We start from the raw sequence: 16,673 nt of genomic DNA on the forward strand, positions 1-16,673 counted from the left end.
CCTAACCGCCGCGCCGTCGCATCATCCATACTGCTAAGCTTGCAAACAGCACGCTTGGCAGCAAGGCGCCCATTACCGGTGGTAGCGCATAAACCTGCGCCAGCGGCCCAAAGATTTCATTACTCACATGAAATCCAAACCCGGTGATAACCCCAAGCAGAATGCGCGCACCCATGGTGGTAGAGCGCAGTGGCCCGAAGATAAACGACAACGCCACTAACAACATAACAGCCACAGTTACCGGAGCTAATAACTTACGCCATAAGGCCAGCTCGTAACGCTCGGCCGCTTGATTGTTCGCGCTTAAATAATCCAGATAGTCTAATAGCCCACGAACCGACAACGACTCAGGTTTTACCGTAACCACCCCTAATTTATCGGGGGTTAGCGACGATTCCCAGGTCCAGCTGTTAATGTTCTCGGTTTCAATGCGCTCGGCTAGTAATTCCGTAATAGTGACATCTCGCAAGCGCCAACTATTGCCGGTAAACACTGCCCTCTGGCCCTGCACAATAGAGTTCAACTGGCGGTTCTCATCAAACCGATAGATCACCAAACCGCTAATATTGCCGGTGTCTTCAACTTCCGCAATGTTAACGAAGTGATAGCCATCTTTCGCCCATACTCCACGTTGGGATGAAATCAGGCTGCCACCGGAAATGGCCCGGGCACGCAATTCCCGCCCCTGACTTTCCATGGCCGGCGCTACCCATTCGCCAATCGCCATAACAGCGACCATCATGATCACAGCTGATTTCATAACTGAGCTAACGATGTTCAGACGCGAACGTCCGGCCGCCATCATGACCACTAATTCAGAATTACTGGCCAACATGCCAACACCAATAAGACCGCCCAATAAGGCTGCCATGGGAAAGAAAACTTCCAGATCACGGGGTAAGCTGTACAACACAAACACGCCCGCATTAACAATCGAATAGCTGCCCTCACCCACTGATTTTAACTGCTCGACAAAGCGAATCAGACAAGACAGTCCGGTTAGCACCGCCAAACTCAGTAGCGAGGTTTTTAATACGGTTTTGCCAATGTACTGGTCAAGAATAGAAAACATTAGCGCGCCCCCCGCATTCGGGCCAATAGACGCAAGCCTGCCGGGCGCCCCTTACCAATGAGAATGACACCAAAAATCAGTAAACATACGTGTATCCACCACAAGCCAATGGAGGTTGGAATAACGCCGTCATTAATAGCGGAGCGTGCCGCCATCAACAGTAAGAAATACCCCAGATAAATCAGCAAAGCCGGCGCCATGCGACCAAACTTACCCTGGCGCGGGTTAACCCGACTCAGTGGAACCGCAATTAGGGTGAGTAGCGGCATGGCTAGTGGTATAGCAATACGCCACTGCAATTCGGCTTGTGCTTCAATACTGTCGTCGGCCATTAATTCCAGGCTGGAGTAGGCTTCTAACTTACGTAGCTGTTCTGATGCCTCTTGCTCACGGATCTGCAATTGGTAACGATCAAAACTCATGACCTGATATTCTCCCGATGGAGCGCCGCCGGCATACCGGTTGCCACCCTCCAGCACCAGCATTTGTGAGCCTGAGGCTTCCACTAAGACGCGTCCGGTGTCAGCCATAACCACACTGCCACCCAAGTCTTCGCCATTTTCGCCGCGGAACGTTTGCGCCACAAAAACTTCATCAAGATCACCGTTCGCATCTAGCCCCTGCACAAAAATAACCGCCTTGCGGTTGCTAGCTTGCTGGAATCGCCCGGGCATAATCACACTCAGGCCAGTTTCAGAACGCGCGCGGTCTTCCACCTTCTGCTCTTGCTCTAACGACCAGGGTACCAACCACAAGGTAAACGACGCCGTAACTAAAGCTAATACGGTAGCCAGAATAAGCGTCACGCGAGTAACGTACCATTCGCTCACACCACAGGCATGCAGCACCGTCATTTCGCTGTCTGCATAAATGCGGCCATGCGCCAGCAAAATACCTAAAAACAGACTTAGCGGGAGGATAAGTGCTGCTAGCGCAGGAAGATTCAGTGAGAGCAGTTGAATGACAACTTGACTGGGAATATCGCCATCTGAGGCGTCAGCCAGCACCCGAACAAACTTTTGGCTAACAAAGATAGTCATCAGCACCGCTAAAACGGCGATTTGTGATTTGAATGTTTCTCGCGTTAAATAACGGAATATGAGCACTGATAACCACGCTTAACGTTGCTTTTTACTGGAAATACGGCAAGTTTTAAGTAAACTTGTCGTTTTAACAAGAATTATTCTATGGGTATGGCAGTGTGTCAACTTTGCCAAGCCCTACTAACGACAGATAAACCGCTAAAATCAACATTAGTTGGTAGCGGTGTCCAAGGTCGTTATTTGTTACGATAGTCGCTCAGCTTGGTGATTAGCAAGGTATCTTTACCTATTAGCTACCACAATCATCAGCAACAAGCATAGTAAACAGGAGCCATCATGGAATTCAGTGTAAAAAGCGGTAGCCCGGAAAAACAACGCTCAGCCTGCATTGTGGTTGGTGTGTTTGAACCGCGACGCCTGTCCGGTGTAGCCGAACAACTGGATAAAGTAAGTGACGGTTATTTAAGCAACCTGTTACGGCGTGGTGATTTGGAAGGCAAGGCCGGTCAGGTATTGCTATTACATCACGTACCAAACATTCTTAGTGAGCGCGTGCTATTGGTCGGTTGCGGCAAAGAGCGTGAGCTGGATGAACGCCAGTATAAGCAAATTATAGAAAAAACAATTAACACGCTAAACGAAACCGGCTCAATGGAAGCCGTTTGTTTTCTGAGTGAATTGCACGTTAAAAGCCGTGATACTTACTGGAAAGTTCGTCAGGCGGTAGAAGCCGCCCAAGCTGGCTTGTATACCTTTAATCACTTAAAAACCCGCAAAGAAGAGCCACGCCGACCACTACGTAAGTTGGTATTCAACGTACCAACCCGCCGTGAGCTACCTGTGGGCGAACGCGCCATTCAACATGCGTTAGCTATCTCTAAAGGTATGACAGTGTGTCGCGATGTGGCCAATATGCCGCCAAACATCTGCACGCCACGCTATCTGGCTGAGCAAAGTCAGCTACTAGCCGACAACTACGGCAACGTGACGCTGCGTACGGTTGAACCAGCCGAAATGGCCGAGCTTGGTATGAACGCTTATCTTGCGGTAGGCCGTGGTTCAGAAAATGAACCCGTGCTTAGCTTGCTTGAATATCAAGGTGGCAAACCTGATCAGGCACCACTGGTGCTGGTGGGTAAAGGCCTAACCTTCGACAGCGGTGGTATATCTATTAAGCCAGCGGCAGCCATGGACGAAATGAAATACGACATGGGTGGCGCCGCCTCAGTACTTGGCGTTATGCAGGCACTAGCCGAGTTGCAGTTGCCGATTAACGTAGTGGGTGCTATTGCCGGTTGCGAAAACATGCCAGACGGCAAAGCCTATCGCCCTGGCGACGTGTTAACCACCATGAGTGGGCAAACCGTTGAAGTGCTGAACACCGACGCTGAAGGCCGCTTAGTGTTATGTGACACCCTCACTTACGTCGAGCGCTATAACCCGGAGCTGGTGGTTGATATCGCCACCCTTACCGGCGCCTGCGTTATCGCTTTGGGTGCGCATGCCAGTGGCCTGTTAAGTTCGCATAATCCACTAGCCCATGAACTACTTAATGCTTCCGAGCAAAGCGGTGACAGAGCCTGGCGTTTGCCACTTTGGGACGAATATCAGGATCAGCTCGATAGCCCGTTTGCGGATATGAGTAACTTAGGCGGACGCGAAGCCGGAACTATTACTGCCGCTTGTTTCCTGTCGCGCTTTACCCGCAAATATAACTGGGCGCATCTGGATATTGCCGGTACCGCCTGGCGTGGTGGCAAGAAGAAAGGGTCAACCGGACGACCGGTACCTATGCTGACGCAGTTTTTGATTAATCGCGCTGATAACGCACCAAGCGAATAAAAGAATGGCTAACGGCACTTTCTATTTGCTTGACTCACTACCGCCCGAACAATGGCTGACGTTTTACTGTGAACGTGTGGCCGAGGCCTGGCGCCAGCATCGTTCGGTGCGGGTGTGGTGTGAAGACAAACAGCAAGCCTTAGCGCTGGATGAAAAACTATGGCAACACCCGGCCGATGCTTTTGTTCCTCATAATCTATTGGGTGAAGGCCCACCAGGTGGAGCGCCAGTTGAGATTTGCTGGGCCAGTGCTGATGCTATAAAGCCGCGCCGGGTAGCCGCACATTTGGTGCTAAGCACCGAGGTTCCGAACCAGTTACAAGGCGCCCGGCATATTATTGACCGGGTACCTGTTACTGAAGCGGACAAACAAACAGCCCGTGAGCGCTACAAGGCCTACCGGCAAATGGGATTCCAGCTAACAACAACGCCTGCAAGCTTACAGGCCAATGCGAACCAGCCCCAGGCTGACTAACCCGACTTTAAACTTTTCACATACTTTGAAGGTTGCTATGGACAAGACGTACTCGCCACAAGATCTTGAACAAACTATTTACGCTCGCTGGGAGCAGGCGGGATATTTTAAGCCGTCAGGTGAAGGTGAATCATACTGCATCATGATTCCACCACCGAATGTCACCGGTAGTTTGCACATGGGCCACGCGTTTCAGCACACCATTATGGATACCCTGACGCGCTACAAGCGCATGGACGGTTTCAATACACTTTGGCAGGTTGGTTCTGACCACGCTGGTATTGCTACCCAAATGGTAGTGGAGCGTCAGTTAGCAGCACAAGGGCAAAGTCGTCAAGAGCTTGGTCGTGAAACCTTTATTGATAGAATCTGGAAGTGGAAAGAGCAATCCGGTGGCACCATTACGCAGCAAATGCGTCGTTTAGGCGATTCGGTAGACTGGGATCGTGAGCGTTTCACCATGGATGAAGGCCTGTCTAATGCGGTTCAGGAAGTATTCCTGCAGTTGCATCAGGAAGGTTTAATTTATCGCGGCAAACGCTTAGTGAACTGGGATCCGAAACTGCAAACCGCGATTTCCGATCTGGAAGTAGAAAATAAAGAACAGCAGGGCCACATTTGGCACCTGCGTTATCCGCTTGCCGACGGCGCTAAAACTCAGGCAGGCGATGACTATCTGGTAGTAGCAACTACCCGCCCTGAAACTATGCTGGGCGACGTGTGTGTAGCCGTGCATCCAACTGATGAGCGCTATCAACATCTGGTCGGCAAATTTATTGACCTGCCGCTGGTGAATCGCCGCATTCCTATTGTGGCTGACGACTACGTTGATGCTGAATTTGGTACCGGCTGTGTGAAAATCACGCCGGCGCACGACTTTAACGATTACGAAGTCGGCAAGCGCCAGAAATTAGATATGATTGCCATTTTTGATGATCAGGCGTGTGTTATGCAGCACGCCGGGCTGTACACCCCTACCGGTGAAAAGCTGGATAACATTAACGGCTTTGATGGCTTGTTACCAGCTCAGTACCACGGCTTAGAGCGCTTCGCTGCGCGTAAGCTGCTGATTAGTGAATTTGAAGACGCCGGCTTGCTGGATAAAGTTGAAACTCATACCAACAAGGTTCCTTACGGCGACCGCGGTGGTGTGCCAATTGAGCCGCACCTGACCGACCAATGGTATGTGCGCGTTGCACCACTGGCTGAAGTTGCCACTAAAGCAGTGGAAGACGGCGACATTCAATTTGTACCTAAGCAATATGAGAACATGTACTTCTCCTGGATGCGTGATATTCAGGACTGGTGTATCTCGCGTCAACTGTGGTGGGGACATCGTATTCCAGCCTGGTATGACGAACAAGGCAATGTCTATGTAGGCCGCAATGAAGCCGAAGTGCGCGCGCAGAATAATCTGGGTGATTGTGTGTTACGTCAGGACGAAGATGTGCTGGACACCTGGTTCTCGTCAGCGCTATGGACCTTCAGCACCCTTGGCTGGCCGGACAATACTGAAGACTTAAAAACCTTCCACCCTACTGATGTACTGGTAACAGGTTTTGATATTATTTTCTTCTGGGTAGCGCGCATGATCATGATGACCATGCATTTCCTGAAAGACGAGCATGGCAAACCTCAGGTACCGTTCAAAACCGTGTATGTAACCGGACTTATTCGTGACGAAGAAGGCCAGAAAATGTCGAAGTCGAAAGGCAACGTGCTGGATCCGCTCGACATGATTGATGGTATCGACATTGATACGCTGGTAACTAAACGTACTGCCAACATGATGCAGCCGAAGCTGGAAGAAAAAATAGCCAAGCGTACCCGCAAAGAATTCCCGGAAGGTATTGTCGCTCACGGTACAGATGCCTTGCGCTTCACCCTAACCGCACTAGCTTCTACCGGTCGCGATATCAACTGGGACATGAAGCGTCTTGAGGGCTATCGCAACTTCTGCAATAAGCTGTGGAATGCCAGCCGCTACGTGCTAATGAACACCGAAGACCAGGATTGCGGCCAAAAGGGTGGCGAGCTGCAGTTGTCGTTGCCGGATCAATGGATTATTGAACGTTTCAATGAAACCTTAGGTCAGTTCCGCCACGCGCTCGATAACTATCGCTTCGATCAGGCAGCAAGTATTGCCTACGAATTTACCTGGAACCAGTTCTGTGACTGGTATCTGGAGCTGACCAAGCCAATTCTGCAACAAGGCTCCGAAGCTCAGTTACGTGGCACCCGCCATACTCTGGTAACAGTGCTGGAGCAGTTATTGCGTATGCTGCATCCGATTCTGCCATTCATTACCGAAGCCATTTGGGAACGAGTAGCAGAACTGGCTGGCGTGAAGGGCGACACCATTATGTTGCAGGCTTATCCGCAAGTTGCCAAGCCTGAGCATAAGCAAGCCATGGCCGACATGGAATGGCTAAAACAGGTTATTGAAGGTATTCGCAACATACGTGGTGAAATGGGCTTATCACCGGCCCAGCCGCTGGATTTGATTATTGTGGGTGCTGACACTGAAGCCGAGCGCCGTATTAATGATAACCAGGGCTTCCTGAGCGCCTTAGCGCGGCTGGACAGCCTGCGCTTTGCCAGCGACAACGAAGTGCTACCAGCAAGTGCCACAGCGCTTGCCGGTAAAGTAGAGCTGCACATTCCAATGGCTGGTCTGATTGACAAAGATGCCGAGTTGGCACGACTGGACAAAGCTATTGGCAAAGCACAGCAAGAGCAGCAAAGGGTGGCTGGCAAACTGGGCAATAGTAAGTTTGTTGATAACGCGCCAGCGGCCGTTATTGAGAAAGAAAAAGGCAAGCTGGCCAAGGCTGAGCAAAAACTTCAGCAGTTAACACAACAACGTAAACGCATAGCGGATATGTAAGTTAGGTGTTGTTGGTGCATACAAAAATCCCCGCTAGTGGCTAACACTGCGGGGATTTTTTATTTCAGAGCGAACTTAGGCTAACTGATGATTAGTTATCGTCTTCCAGGTAGTCGTCTTCATCAAAGTCACCTTCGTCTTCATCGTCGTCACCAAGATAAGTGCCCCAACCGTCATACTCAACGCCAGTTGTTTTAGCAACCTCGGCTACTTCACAGGTTTGCTCGTCGAGTAATTTTTCGTCCAGTTGACACTCAGCCACGGCCACAAAGGCAAAACAGCGCGAACCGTCATCTAGCTCAAATTCGTCAGCATCATCAACGTGGTAATTAAGCTTTACCAGTTCCACTGCCGCTTTTTCCAGCTTGCTAAAGTCGGTACTGGCGATATGGTGCTCGATGACATAGTCTTCGTCGGCAGGAAGACCATCGGCCAGCATCGCGGCCACGGTTTCCCGGCTTTGTGCTCTTAATTCATCTAAATCCAGGCTCACCATTATTTGTTCTCCGGTTCTGTAACTGTGCGCTCGCGTTGTTCAACTTCAGCGTCCAGCTCAGCTATTTTTGTTGCCATACGAGCGTGACACTCGTTCATAAGCTCACGTGCATGGTCTGTTGAATACCCCAGTATGGAAACTGGCGGCATAATTTCTATGATCAACAAGCCGTTATTCCAGCGGTTTAGCTTAATTTTATTGTGCAAGTCCGACACGCAAATCGGCACTATATTTACATTCGCCTGAATAGCGGTTCGAAACGCGCCAGTTTTAAACGGCAATAAACCACGTCCGTAACTGCGGGTGCCTTCCGGGAACAACAAAATCGATTGCTTGCCGCGCTTAATTGCATTTGCTGCCTGAGCTATGGTGCCTTTAGCTTTACCACTATTCTTGCGGTCAATTAAGATATTTCCGGACAACCAATACAGTTGCCCAAAAAATGGTATCCATTTTAAGCTCTTTTTGCCAATAGTAACGGTATTTTTCGGCACCGCACTGCTGAGCGTAAAAATATCATAGGTATGCTGATGATTCGCAATATACACATAAGGCCCGCCTTGCTGCGCCTCAGGTGCTACCCGAATCTCAATACGCAAGCCCAGTAGGCGGTGCATACGCCCGAACAGGTGCGAAACAACGCGCGTATTGTCGGGATGAAAGGGTCGCAGTATACAAAACAGCGAACCACCAATACCGACCACTATAAAAAATATCGCCAGACAGATTAATCGCAAAACAGCTAACATGTGTACTCCCAATTTGACGGCAGTAGTATAACGTGTTTTTCATGAAAAAAACTCCGATCAGTTATGCTTACTGGACGCTGATTAAGAAATAGGCTGTAATGTCTGCGCAACCAGGGGACCTACACTATGGCTGAATTTATTTGCACCGATGTTGAAGAGCATGTCATGCAGGAATTGCTTGACGAGATTCGAGAGCTCTATCAACAGTGTGAAGAAGATATTATTGCGCTGGAAAGCGATCCGCATTTAATTGATCGCCAACAAAGCTTGTTCCGGGCTATCCACACCATTAAAGGTGATTTGGGCCTGGTTGGCTTTGCGCCGATGATAAGTTTGCTCGGTGCCGTGGAAGACTTATTGCAAGCGCTGCGAAACGGTCAGTTGAACTACACCAACTTACTCAGTGATGCTATTTTCATTGTGCTGGATCAAACGCTTGAGTTTGTCACTAACTGCCAGTTACATGGTAAAAGCCACTACTCTCACGAACGTCAGCTACGTGCGCAGAAGCTTTCCCAACAAGTGGTTCAAGCCCAACCCGATGAACAACCGGCGCTGTTGAATCAGCTTATAGCAGCGCTAGACCCTAAGCTGGTGCTAACCGAAGCTTTAGACTCTCCGCAGCAGTTTGACTGGCAGCACGATTTACGCTTTTTCCGTGAGCTGATGGCATCAGTTGAAAGCCGTTCGCGCTACTGGCACGACCGGGCTGACCGGCAGCTTAAAATGGCGCTACTGCTAAATAGATTCGCTGGTGACATTGTTGACCAACGCCAACTCACCGCCGCTTGCTACATACACGATTTCGGCATGGGCTTTATGCCGCTGGAACTGCTGCATCAAACCACTCCGCTAAGCAAGAATCAACGCAAGTTGATTAAAAGTCACGTGTACTGCTCGGCCAAACTGTTAGAAAACATGGCCGACTGGCAGAGTGCCAAAATGATGATTCTGCAACACCATGAGCAACCCGACGGCAACGGTTATCCGCTGGGGCTTACCGATAAAGAAATTTCCGATGGTGCCAAGATATTAGCTATTGTTGATACTTTTGATGCACTGACCCATGAGCGTGCGAACGAGCAACATACCAAGCGTCCGATTCGGCGCGCGGTAGCGGAAATCAATCGACTGGCGGGTACTCAGCTAAGTAGCTTCTGGGTAACTGTATTTGAGCAGGCTATGGAAAGCCTGCTGCAGGAAAAACAAGAAAGTTAAGAATAGCGTAACAGGATCAGGCGTCAGCCTGATCCGCTACTAATGCGTCTACGCGTTGCAAGCCACGCGGTAGTTTATTACCGCGACGACCCCGTTCACCCAGGTAGTGTTCTAAATCAGCTGGCTTCAACGTTAGCTTACGTTTGCCGGCTAGCAAGGTGAGCGCACTATCTTCGCCCAACACCGCCACCGCCACTACGTATTCCTCGCGACTTTGTGCCCGCAGTGTTGGAATACTAATCATCTTATTGCCTTTACCCTTGGACAACTCAGGTAGGTCAGCCAGCGGGAATATCAGCAAGCGGCCTTCGTTAGACACCACGGCCACGCGGCTATTTTCAGCTTGTTGAATAGCTTGCGGTGGTAACACTTTCGCGCCAGTTGGTAAGCTCAGAATGGCTTTACCATTTTTGTTGCGGCTAACCAGGTCATTGAACTGACAAACAAAGCCATAGCCTGCGTCAGAAGCCAGCAAATAACGTTGGTCGTCCTTCGCCATTAATACCTGTTCGACCGTTTCACCAGACACCAGACTGAAGCGTCCGGTTAATGGTTCGCCCTGAGTCCGGGCGGATGGTAACAGGTGAGCCTCACAGGCAAAACTGCGGCCTGAGCTATCCACAAACACGGCTTGCTGATTACTCTTGCCCTGCGCAGCCGATAAGAATTCATCACCAGCTTTGTAGGTAAGGCTACTACCATCAACATCATGGCCTTTAGCGCAGCGCACCCAACCTTTCTTCGACAGCACCACAGTAACAGGCTCAGCCGGGGTAAGGTCGCGGTCAGACAGTGCTTTTGCTTCATCACGCTCAATTAATGGAGAGCGGCGCTCGTTACCATATTTTTCAGCATCCGCCAGTAGCTCTTTCTTAATCATGGTTTTCAAACGACGATCAGAACCCAGTACCAATTCTAATTGATCACGCTCTTTGGCCAGCTCGTCTTGCTCACCTTTTAACTTAAACTCTTCAAGCTTGGCTAAGTGCCGCAATTTCAATTCTAAAATGGCTTCAGCCTGGGTATCTGTTAACCCAAACTTGGCCATTAACACTTGCTTTGGCTTATCTTCAGTACGAATAATCGCAATAACTTCGTCAATATTCAGATAGGCAATTAATAAGCCTTCAAGAATATGCAACCGCGCCAGCACTTTGTCTAAGCGATGTTGCAAACGGCGGGTAACCGTACGTTGACGGAAAACCAGCCATTCCTGCAGTACGCTTAGAATAGGTTTAACCTGCGGACGACCATCCAGACCCAGCATATTCAGGTTCACCCGATATTGCTTTTCCAGATCTGTGGTGGCAAACAAATGCTGCATCAACTGCTCAACGTCAACCCGGTTAGAGCGCGGTACTACCACCAGACGCGTTGGGTTTTCATGATCGGACTCATCACGTAAATCACTGACCATTGGCAGTTTTTTAGCCTGCATTTGCCCAGCAACTTGTTCCAGAATCTTCGCGCCTGAGGCTTGATGTGGTAATGCAGTAATTACCACTTCGCCGTCTTCCATCACATATTTAGCGCGCATGCGAATGCTGCCACGGCCACTTTCATATAATTTAACTATGTCTTCACGCGGCGTTATCACTTCAGCGTCGGTGGGATAATCAGGGCCTTTCAGGTGTTCCATTACATCAGCCAGAGTAGCCGATGGCTTCTCCAGCAATAACGCACAAGCATGCGCAACTTCACCAGCGTTGTGTGGAGGAATGTCGGTTGCCATACCAACCGCAATACCGGTAACACCATTTAGCAAAATATGCGGTAAGCGGGCAGGCAACATGCGTGGTTCCTGCATGGTACCGTCAAAGTTTGGTACCCAGTCAACCGTGCCCTGCCCCAGCTCACTTAACAGTACTTCGCTGAACTTAGAAAGCCGAGCTTCGGTGTAACGCATGGCTGCAAAAGATTTAGGATCGTCTGGCGAGCCCCAGTTACCCTGCCCGTCAACCAGCGGATGACGATAAGAGAATGGCTGCGCCATTAACACCATAGCTTCGTAACAAGCGCTGTCGCCATGAGGATGGAATTTACCCAACACATCACCGACCGTACGCGCAGATTTCTTATGTTTGGATAGCGCTGACAAGCCAAGTTCTGACATGGCGTAAATAATACGTCGTTGCACCGGCTTTAAACCGTCGCCTATATGCGGTAACGCCCGGTCCATGATGACGTACATGGAATAGTTTAAATAGGCGTCTTCGGTGAAACGCTTTAACGGAATTTGTTCAACAGCTTCCAGCGACATATTCTTCTATTCTCCATTGGCTCAGTTTCGTTCTAAGCACTTATAAATCAGCTAAATCGACCAGATCGCCTTTACTTTCCAGCCACACCCGACGATCACCCGAACGCTTCTTCGCCAATAACATATCCATTAATTCATCAGTGTCAGGCAGTTCATCTACGGTCAACTGCACTAGTCTGCGCGTGTTCGGATCCATGGTGGTTTCGCGCAGTTGCAAGGGGTTCATTTCGCCCAGACCTTTAAAGCGCTGTGTGTTCACTTTGCCTTTGCGTTTTTCAGCCTCAATGCGGTCTAAAATGCCCTGCTTCTCATCTTCGTCCAGGGCATAAAACACTTCTTTGCCAACGTCTACCCGATAGAGCGGCGGCATGGCCACATAAATGTGTCCGTGCTCAACCAGTGGGCGGAAATGACGTACAAACAACGCACATAACAGCGTAGCAATGTGTAAACCATCGGAGTCGGCATCGGCCAGAATACAAATTTTTCCGTAGCGTAGCTTCTCCAGGTCAACCGAGTCCGGGTCAACGCCAATAGCCACTGAAATATCGTGTATTTCCTGTGAACCCAGAATTTGGTCTGATTCGACTTCCCAGGTATTTAAAATTTTACCGCGCAGCGGCATCACCGCCTGAAAATCGCGATCACGTGCTTGCTTAGCCGAACCGCCGGCAGAATCACCCTCAACCAAAAACAATTCGCTTCGGCTTGGGTCCTGCGTGGCACAGTCGGTAAGTTTACCCGGCAACGGCGGCCCCTGGGTTACTTTCTTACGAACAACTTTCTTGCTGGCCCGCATGCGGCGTTGCGCGTTGTTAATACACAAGTCAGCAAGTTGTTCAGACAATTCAGTGTGTTCATTCAGCCATAAGCTAAACGCATCTTTCACAATACCTGACACGAACGCGGAACACTGACGCGATGACAAACGCTCTTTGGTTTGTCCGGCAAATTGCGGATCTTGCATTTTCACCGACAAGATGTAGCTACAGCGTTCCCAAATATCTTCCGGTGTTAGTTTTACCCCACGCGGCAGCAAGTTTCTGAATTCACAGAACTCGCGCATAGCTTCCAGCAAACCCTGCCGTAAGCCATTCACGTGAGTACCACCTTGCGGTGTCGGAATCAGGTTCACGTAGCTTTCCATGGTGCCTTCGCCACCTTCCGGCAGCCAGGTAACCGCCCAGTCAACCGCTTCGTCTTTCGCGGCTAACTTACCGATGAAAGGCTCTTCCGGCAGCGTCGGTAAATCGCTAACAGCTTCAACTAAGTAATCGCGTAAGCCATCCTGGTAGCACCAGGTTTCTTCAGTTTCATCTACCAGGTTCTTAAAGTTAATAGTTAAACCCGGGCAAAGAACGGCCTTAGCGCGCAGCAAATGCGTAAGTTTTAAGGCAGAGAACTTGGCAAAATCAAAGTACTTAGGATCGGGCCAGAAGCGCAACTGGGTGCCTGTGTTGCGTTTGCCTACGGTGCCGGTAATGCTGAGCTCTGACACTTTATCGCCATTCTCAAAGGCCATCTCGTAAACGTTACCGTCACGCTTTACCGTAACTTCAACACGTTTCGATAGCGCATTTACAACCGAAATACCTACCCCGTGCAAGCCACCAGAGAACTGATAATTTTTATTGGAGAATTTACCACCGGCGTGCAGTCGGCTCATGATCAGCTCAACCCCGGAAACCCCTTCTTCCTGATGGATATCCACCGGCATACCACGTCCATCATCGAATACTTCCAGTGACTGGTCAGGGTGTAAAATAACCTGAAGATTGCGGGCGAACCCCGCTAGAGCCTCATCAACACTGTTATCTATTACTTCCTGCCCCAGGTGATTGGGTCGACTGGTATCGGTATACATGCCGGGACGTCTGCGAACAGGCTCTAGTCCGTTTAAAACTTCTATGGCATCAGCTTTATAATCAGTCATGCTTTCTTCTTTATAGTTGTGTTTGCTAGCGCTCAGGATAGATTCGTGTGCCTATACTGTTACATGATTTTCAGAAACTCAAGCAGTGTCGGTACATAGCGTTCTAAACCAACAAACCTGTGATTACCGCCGTGCTCAACCACAAGTCTTTGGCTTTGATAAAATTCCGTTGCATCCCGGTAGTTTAAGGTTTCATCACCTTGTTGCAACAGTATCAACAACTCGCTCTGCTGAGTTAATTTCGAGCCAGCTTCCTGCAAACAGGCGACATCAGCATCGGTTAGTTGGTAGTTTTGTTTTAAATACGGGTGATAACGTTCGCGTTCATAATGATCAAAGCGCGGCCCGGGTGCAACAGCTGGATTAATTAATACACCGCGCAACTGCTGTTGCTTTAGTCGCACTATTTCACTGGCTACATAGTGAGCCCACAAGCCGCCGAGCGAACTTCCCATCACAGCACTAATTGCGTGGCTGTTGATATAGTCATCCAATAGTTGTTTTGTCGCCACCATGGAGGCAGGCAATTGCGGTAGCAAGCACTGCTTACCCGCAGCCTCAACCGCGCGTTTCATAAACTGTGCTTTGTCTGAGTCCGGACTGCTTTCAAAACCGTGCAAATATAACAGCATTATTCAATCATCCCTGTGCTTATATCAAAGCCAATCAGTACACACCCTGAGTTACATCAGCAACGCTACCATCTACCACTCGTACTACCCCACTGGTAAAAGTGCCGTTCTGCTGTAACTGCAACCACCGATAACCTGGTTTAGTACCAGCAAGCTCAAATTCCGGCGCCTTGGGTTGAAACTGCACGCTAGTTGCCGGGCAACCCAGAATAGCAGCTTGCGCATATTGCAGTCGCGACTCCTGATGGGTGTGACCATGCGCCAGCAACTTAATTGTTGGATACTGGGTCAGTAATTGCAGCAAGGGGTCAGCCTCAGCCAGCATATGGCGGTCAATAAAACAGCCTAACTTTACTGGATGGTGATGCACAAACAAAGCCACTGGCAGCCCTTGTTGCGCCAGCGCCTCAATACGAGCCAGTTCGCTGTTTAATAAAACTCCTTCAGGGCGACCACTGTGGCTGTTCAGCAAACACACCTGCCAACCGTTTTGTTGCCAATCTCGCAGCGGATTGAGCTGGTCGAACTGCTGCGCCAGCGACGCCGGGTCATCATGGTTACCGGGTAACCAAAACCAGCTACTGCCCGGAAAGTGTTGCAGGCACTGGGCTTGCAGCCACGCTAAAGTGTCAGGGTTGGCGTCATGACTAAGGTCGCCGGTTAAAATGATACTTTGCGGCAGAAAATAGCGTGCCATGTGCTCCAGCACACAAGTCAGATTAGCCTTAGTGTCTACCCCAGCCAGGCGGGCATCAGGGTCACTAAATAAATGGCAATCCGTTATCTGAATGACACTAACCGGAGTTTGCACTGCTGCTGACATTAACTGTAAGCCCACTGCAAATCTGACCGCCCTTGCTGCAAGCAAAGTTGCAGCCATTCAGCCAGAAATTTATTTACCTGACGTTTCTCATCGGCCTCGTGCATGTTCGGATTCGGTGTTTCGTAGCGCGCCTGTAGCCGCGAAATGCCATTACTACTGGTTACTTCGGCCAAGCGAGCATCGTGGTACAACCGAACTTCAATATCCGCTTCCAGCGCCGTGGGATAAGACCAGGAACTCCGTTCTTGTTTGATTTGCACTATGGTTGTAAAGGGCGCTGCTTCTTTAATTTCAACTTCAAACAGCAAGTGCTCACTCACCCGTACCTGACGCTTTGCGCCAACAGCATTCGACTGCGGCAACAGCCGTTGCAGCGCCACATAGTTACGCGCTGCCAAACGCTGTAAGGCAGCTAAATCGAATTTGTAGGGTGGCTTAAAGTTACTTCTCATTCAGTCCTTCTTATCTGCAAACAGCTGATGCCGGTGAAGTTGTAACCATTGTAGCGCAATCACGCTCACCGCATTGTCTATTTTTCCGTCGGCAAGCATGGCTTCAACCTCGGTCCGGGCGCAAACATGAACCCGAATATCCTCATTTTCGTCCTCAACACCGCCCAGCGCGCTTGCACTGCGGCTGTCGACTTCAGCAATATAAACATAAACGCGTTCTGACATCCCGCCAGGGCTTGATAAGTAGCTCATAGCGAAATGCAATTGCTGAGCTTTAAGACCAGCTTCCTCTTCCAGTTCACGCCGTGCAACATCAGCCCAGTCGTCGTCTTTGTCAGAAACCATGCCGGCCACAAACTCGAACAACCAGGGGCTTTCACTGGTGGGCATAGCGCCAACCCGGAACTGCTCAATTAATACAATTTCATCGCGTTTTGGATCATAAGGCAGCACCGCAACGGCATGCCCGCGCTCCATTAATTCGCGATCAAGCCAGGCTGACCAGCCGCCAGCAAACAATCGATGCCGCAAGCGCAACCGGGAAGTGGATAAGAAACCTGAGTACAAGGATTCTTTGTGCTCAACTTCCACGTCGGTACGATCAAATTTTAACTTAGGTTCTGGTTCGGATTGTTGCACTAAACCCTCTCATTTGTCGTAGTAGCTATGAGTTCTGACGAAACAAGGTTGAATCCGTCAGTAAATTTCATAAACTACAAAAATTAGTGAATCAACCTACAAAATGTAAAATAGGTCTGCTTAAAAAACATTCTGTTACACTTGCATATAAA

The 16,673-nt window shown here is 49.7% G+C and carries 14 protein-coding genes; 4 read left to right on the forward strand and 10 right to left on the reverse strand.

Annotated features, from left to right (window positions below; genetic code table 11):
* Position 1: 1 nt before the first annotated feature.
* Both lptG and lptF read right to left on the reverse strand, forming a co-directional pair.
* Positions 2 to 1,072: an LPS export ABC transporter permease LptG gene (gene lptG / locus CCE91_RS11860; protein ID WP_086435524.1), complete on the reverse strand. Its 1,071-nt coding sequence runs from the start codon at positions 1,070 to 1,072 to the stop codon at positions 2 to 4.
* The gene (gene lptF, locus CCE91_RS11865) at positions 1,072 to 2,178 is read right to left on the reverse strand and encodes an LPS export ABC transporter permease LptF (RefSeq protein ID WP_086435525.1); all 1,107 of its coding nucleotides are present in this window, start codon (positions 2,176 to 2,178) and stop codon (positions 1,072 to 1,074) included. Before lptF ends, lptG begins: the two co-directional genes overlap by 1 nt.
* Positions 2,179 to 2,451: 273 nt before the next feature.
* On the opposite strand from lptF, the gene pepA reads away from it, so the two are divergent.
* The 3 genes from pepA to CCE91_RS11880 are packed head-to-tail and all read left to right on the forward strand — an operon-like array spanning position 2,452 to position 7,319.
* Positions 2,452 to 3,957, forward strand: coding sequence for a leucyl aminopeptidase (pepA, locus tag CCE91_RS11870; protein ID WP_086435526.1), 1,506 nt, complete (start codon positions 2,452 to 2,454; stop codon positions 3,955 to 3,957).
* Between the two features lie 4 nt (positions 3,958 to 3,961).
* On the forward strand, positions 3,962 to 4,432 hold the full coding sequence (locus tag CCE91_RS11875; RefSeq protein WP_086435527.1) for a DNA polymerase III subunit chi: 471 nt from the start codon (positions 3,962 to 3,964) through the stop codon (positions 4,430 to 4,432).
* Between the two features lie 37 nt (positions 4,433 to 4,469).
* Entirely contained in the window at positions 4,470 to 7,319 is a 2,850-nt protein-coding gene (locus CCE91_RS11880) for a valine--tRNA ligase (RefSeq protein WP_086435528.1), read from the forward strand.
* 91 nt (positions 7,320 to 7,410) lie between these two features.
* Here CCE91_RS11880 and rraB read toward each other — a convergent pair whose 3' ends face one another.
* A complete protein-coding gene (rraB, locus tag CCE91_RS11885; RefSeq protein ID WP_198678040.1) occupies positions 7,411 to 7,812 on the reverse strand; it encodes a ribonuclease E inhibitor RraB in 402 nt (133 codons plus the stop codon).
* 2 nt (positions 7,813 to 7,814) lie between these two features.
* On the reverse strand, positions 7,815 to 8,564 hold the full coding sequence (locus CCE91_RS11890; protein WP_086435530.1) for a 1-acylglycerol-3-phosphate O-acyltransferase: 750 nt from the start codon (positions 8,562 to 8,564) through the stop codon (positions 7,815 to 7,817).
* A 126-nt stretch (positions 8,565 to 8,690) separates the two neighbouring features.
* Here CCE91_RS11890 and CCE91_RS11895 point away from each other — a divergent pair, with 126 nt between their 5' ends.
* Positions 8,691 to 9,782 carry an HD-GYP domain-containing protein gene (locus CCE91_RS11895; RefSeq protein ID WP_086435531.1) on the forward strand — a complete coding sequence of 364 codons (1,092 nt, stop codon included), beginning with the start codon at positions 8,691 to 8,693 and terminating at the stop codon, positions 9,780 to 9,782.
* 16 nt (positions 9,783 to 9,798) lie between these two features.
* Here the strand turns inward: CCE91_RS11895 and parC are convergent, their stop codons facing one another.
* The 6 genes from parC to nudF are packed head-to-tail and all read right to left on the reverse strand — an operon-like array spanning position 9,799 to position 16,521.
* The gene (gene parC, locus CCE91_RS11900) at positions 9,799 to 12,042 is read right to left on the reverse strand and encodes a DNA topoisomerase IV subunit A (RefSeq protein ID WP_086435532.1); all 2,244 of its coding nucleotides are present in this window, start codon (positions 12,040 to 12,042) and stop codon (positions 9,799 to 9,801) included.
* A gap of 40 nt (positions 12,043 to 12,082) precedes the next feature.
* Positions 12,083 to 13,975 (reverse strand): DNA topoisomerase IV subunit B, encoded by a 1,893-nt coding sequence (gene parE / locus CCE91_RS11905; protein WP_086435533.1) that lies wholly within the window; start codon positions 13,973 to 13,975, stop codon positions 12,083 to 12,085.
* A 59-nt stretch (positions 13,976 to 14,034) separates the two neighbouring features.
* Entirely contained in the window at positions 14,035 to 14,607 is a 573-nt protein-coding gene (locus CCE91_RS11910; protein ID WP_086435534.1) for a YqiA/YcfP family alpha/beta fold hydrolase, read from the reverse strand.
* A 34-nt stretch (positions 14,608 to 14,641) separates the two neighbouring features.
* On the reverse strand, positions 14,642 to 15,430 hold the full coding sequence (locus CCE91_RS11915; RefSeq protein WP_157984170.1) for a metallophosphoesterase: 789 nt from the start codon (positions 15,428 to 15,430) through the stop codon (positions 14,642 to 14,644).
* Positions 15,430 to 15,882 carry a DUF1249 domain-containing protein gene (locus CCE91_RS11920; protein WP_086435536.1) on the reverse strand — a complete coding sequence of 151 codons (453 nt, stop codon included), beginning with the start codon at positions 15,880 to 15,882 and terminating at the stop codon, positions 15,430 to 15,432. Before CCE91_RS11920 ends, CCE91_RS11915 begins: the two co-directional genes overlap by 1 nt.
* A complete protein-coding gene (gene nudF / locus CCE91_RS11925) occupies positions 15,883 to 16,521 on the reverse strand; it encodes an ADP-ribose diphosphatase (RefSeq protein ID WP_086435537.1) in 639 nt (212 codons plus the stop codon). It lies immediately after the preceding gene.
* Positions 16,522 to 16,673 lie beyond the last annotated feature (152 nt).

It is taken from the genome of Pseudidiomarina planktonica, assembly GCF_900177775.1.
Classification (GTDB): Bacteria; Pseudomonadota; Gammaproteobacteria; order Enterobacterales; family Alteromonadaceae; genus Pseudidiomarina; species Pseudidiomarina planktonica.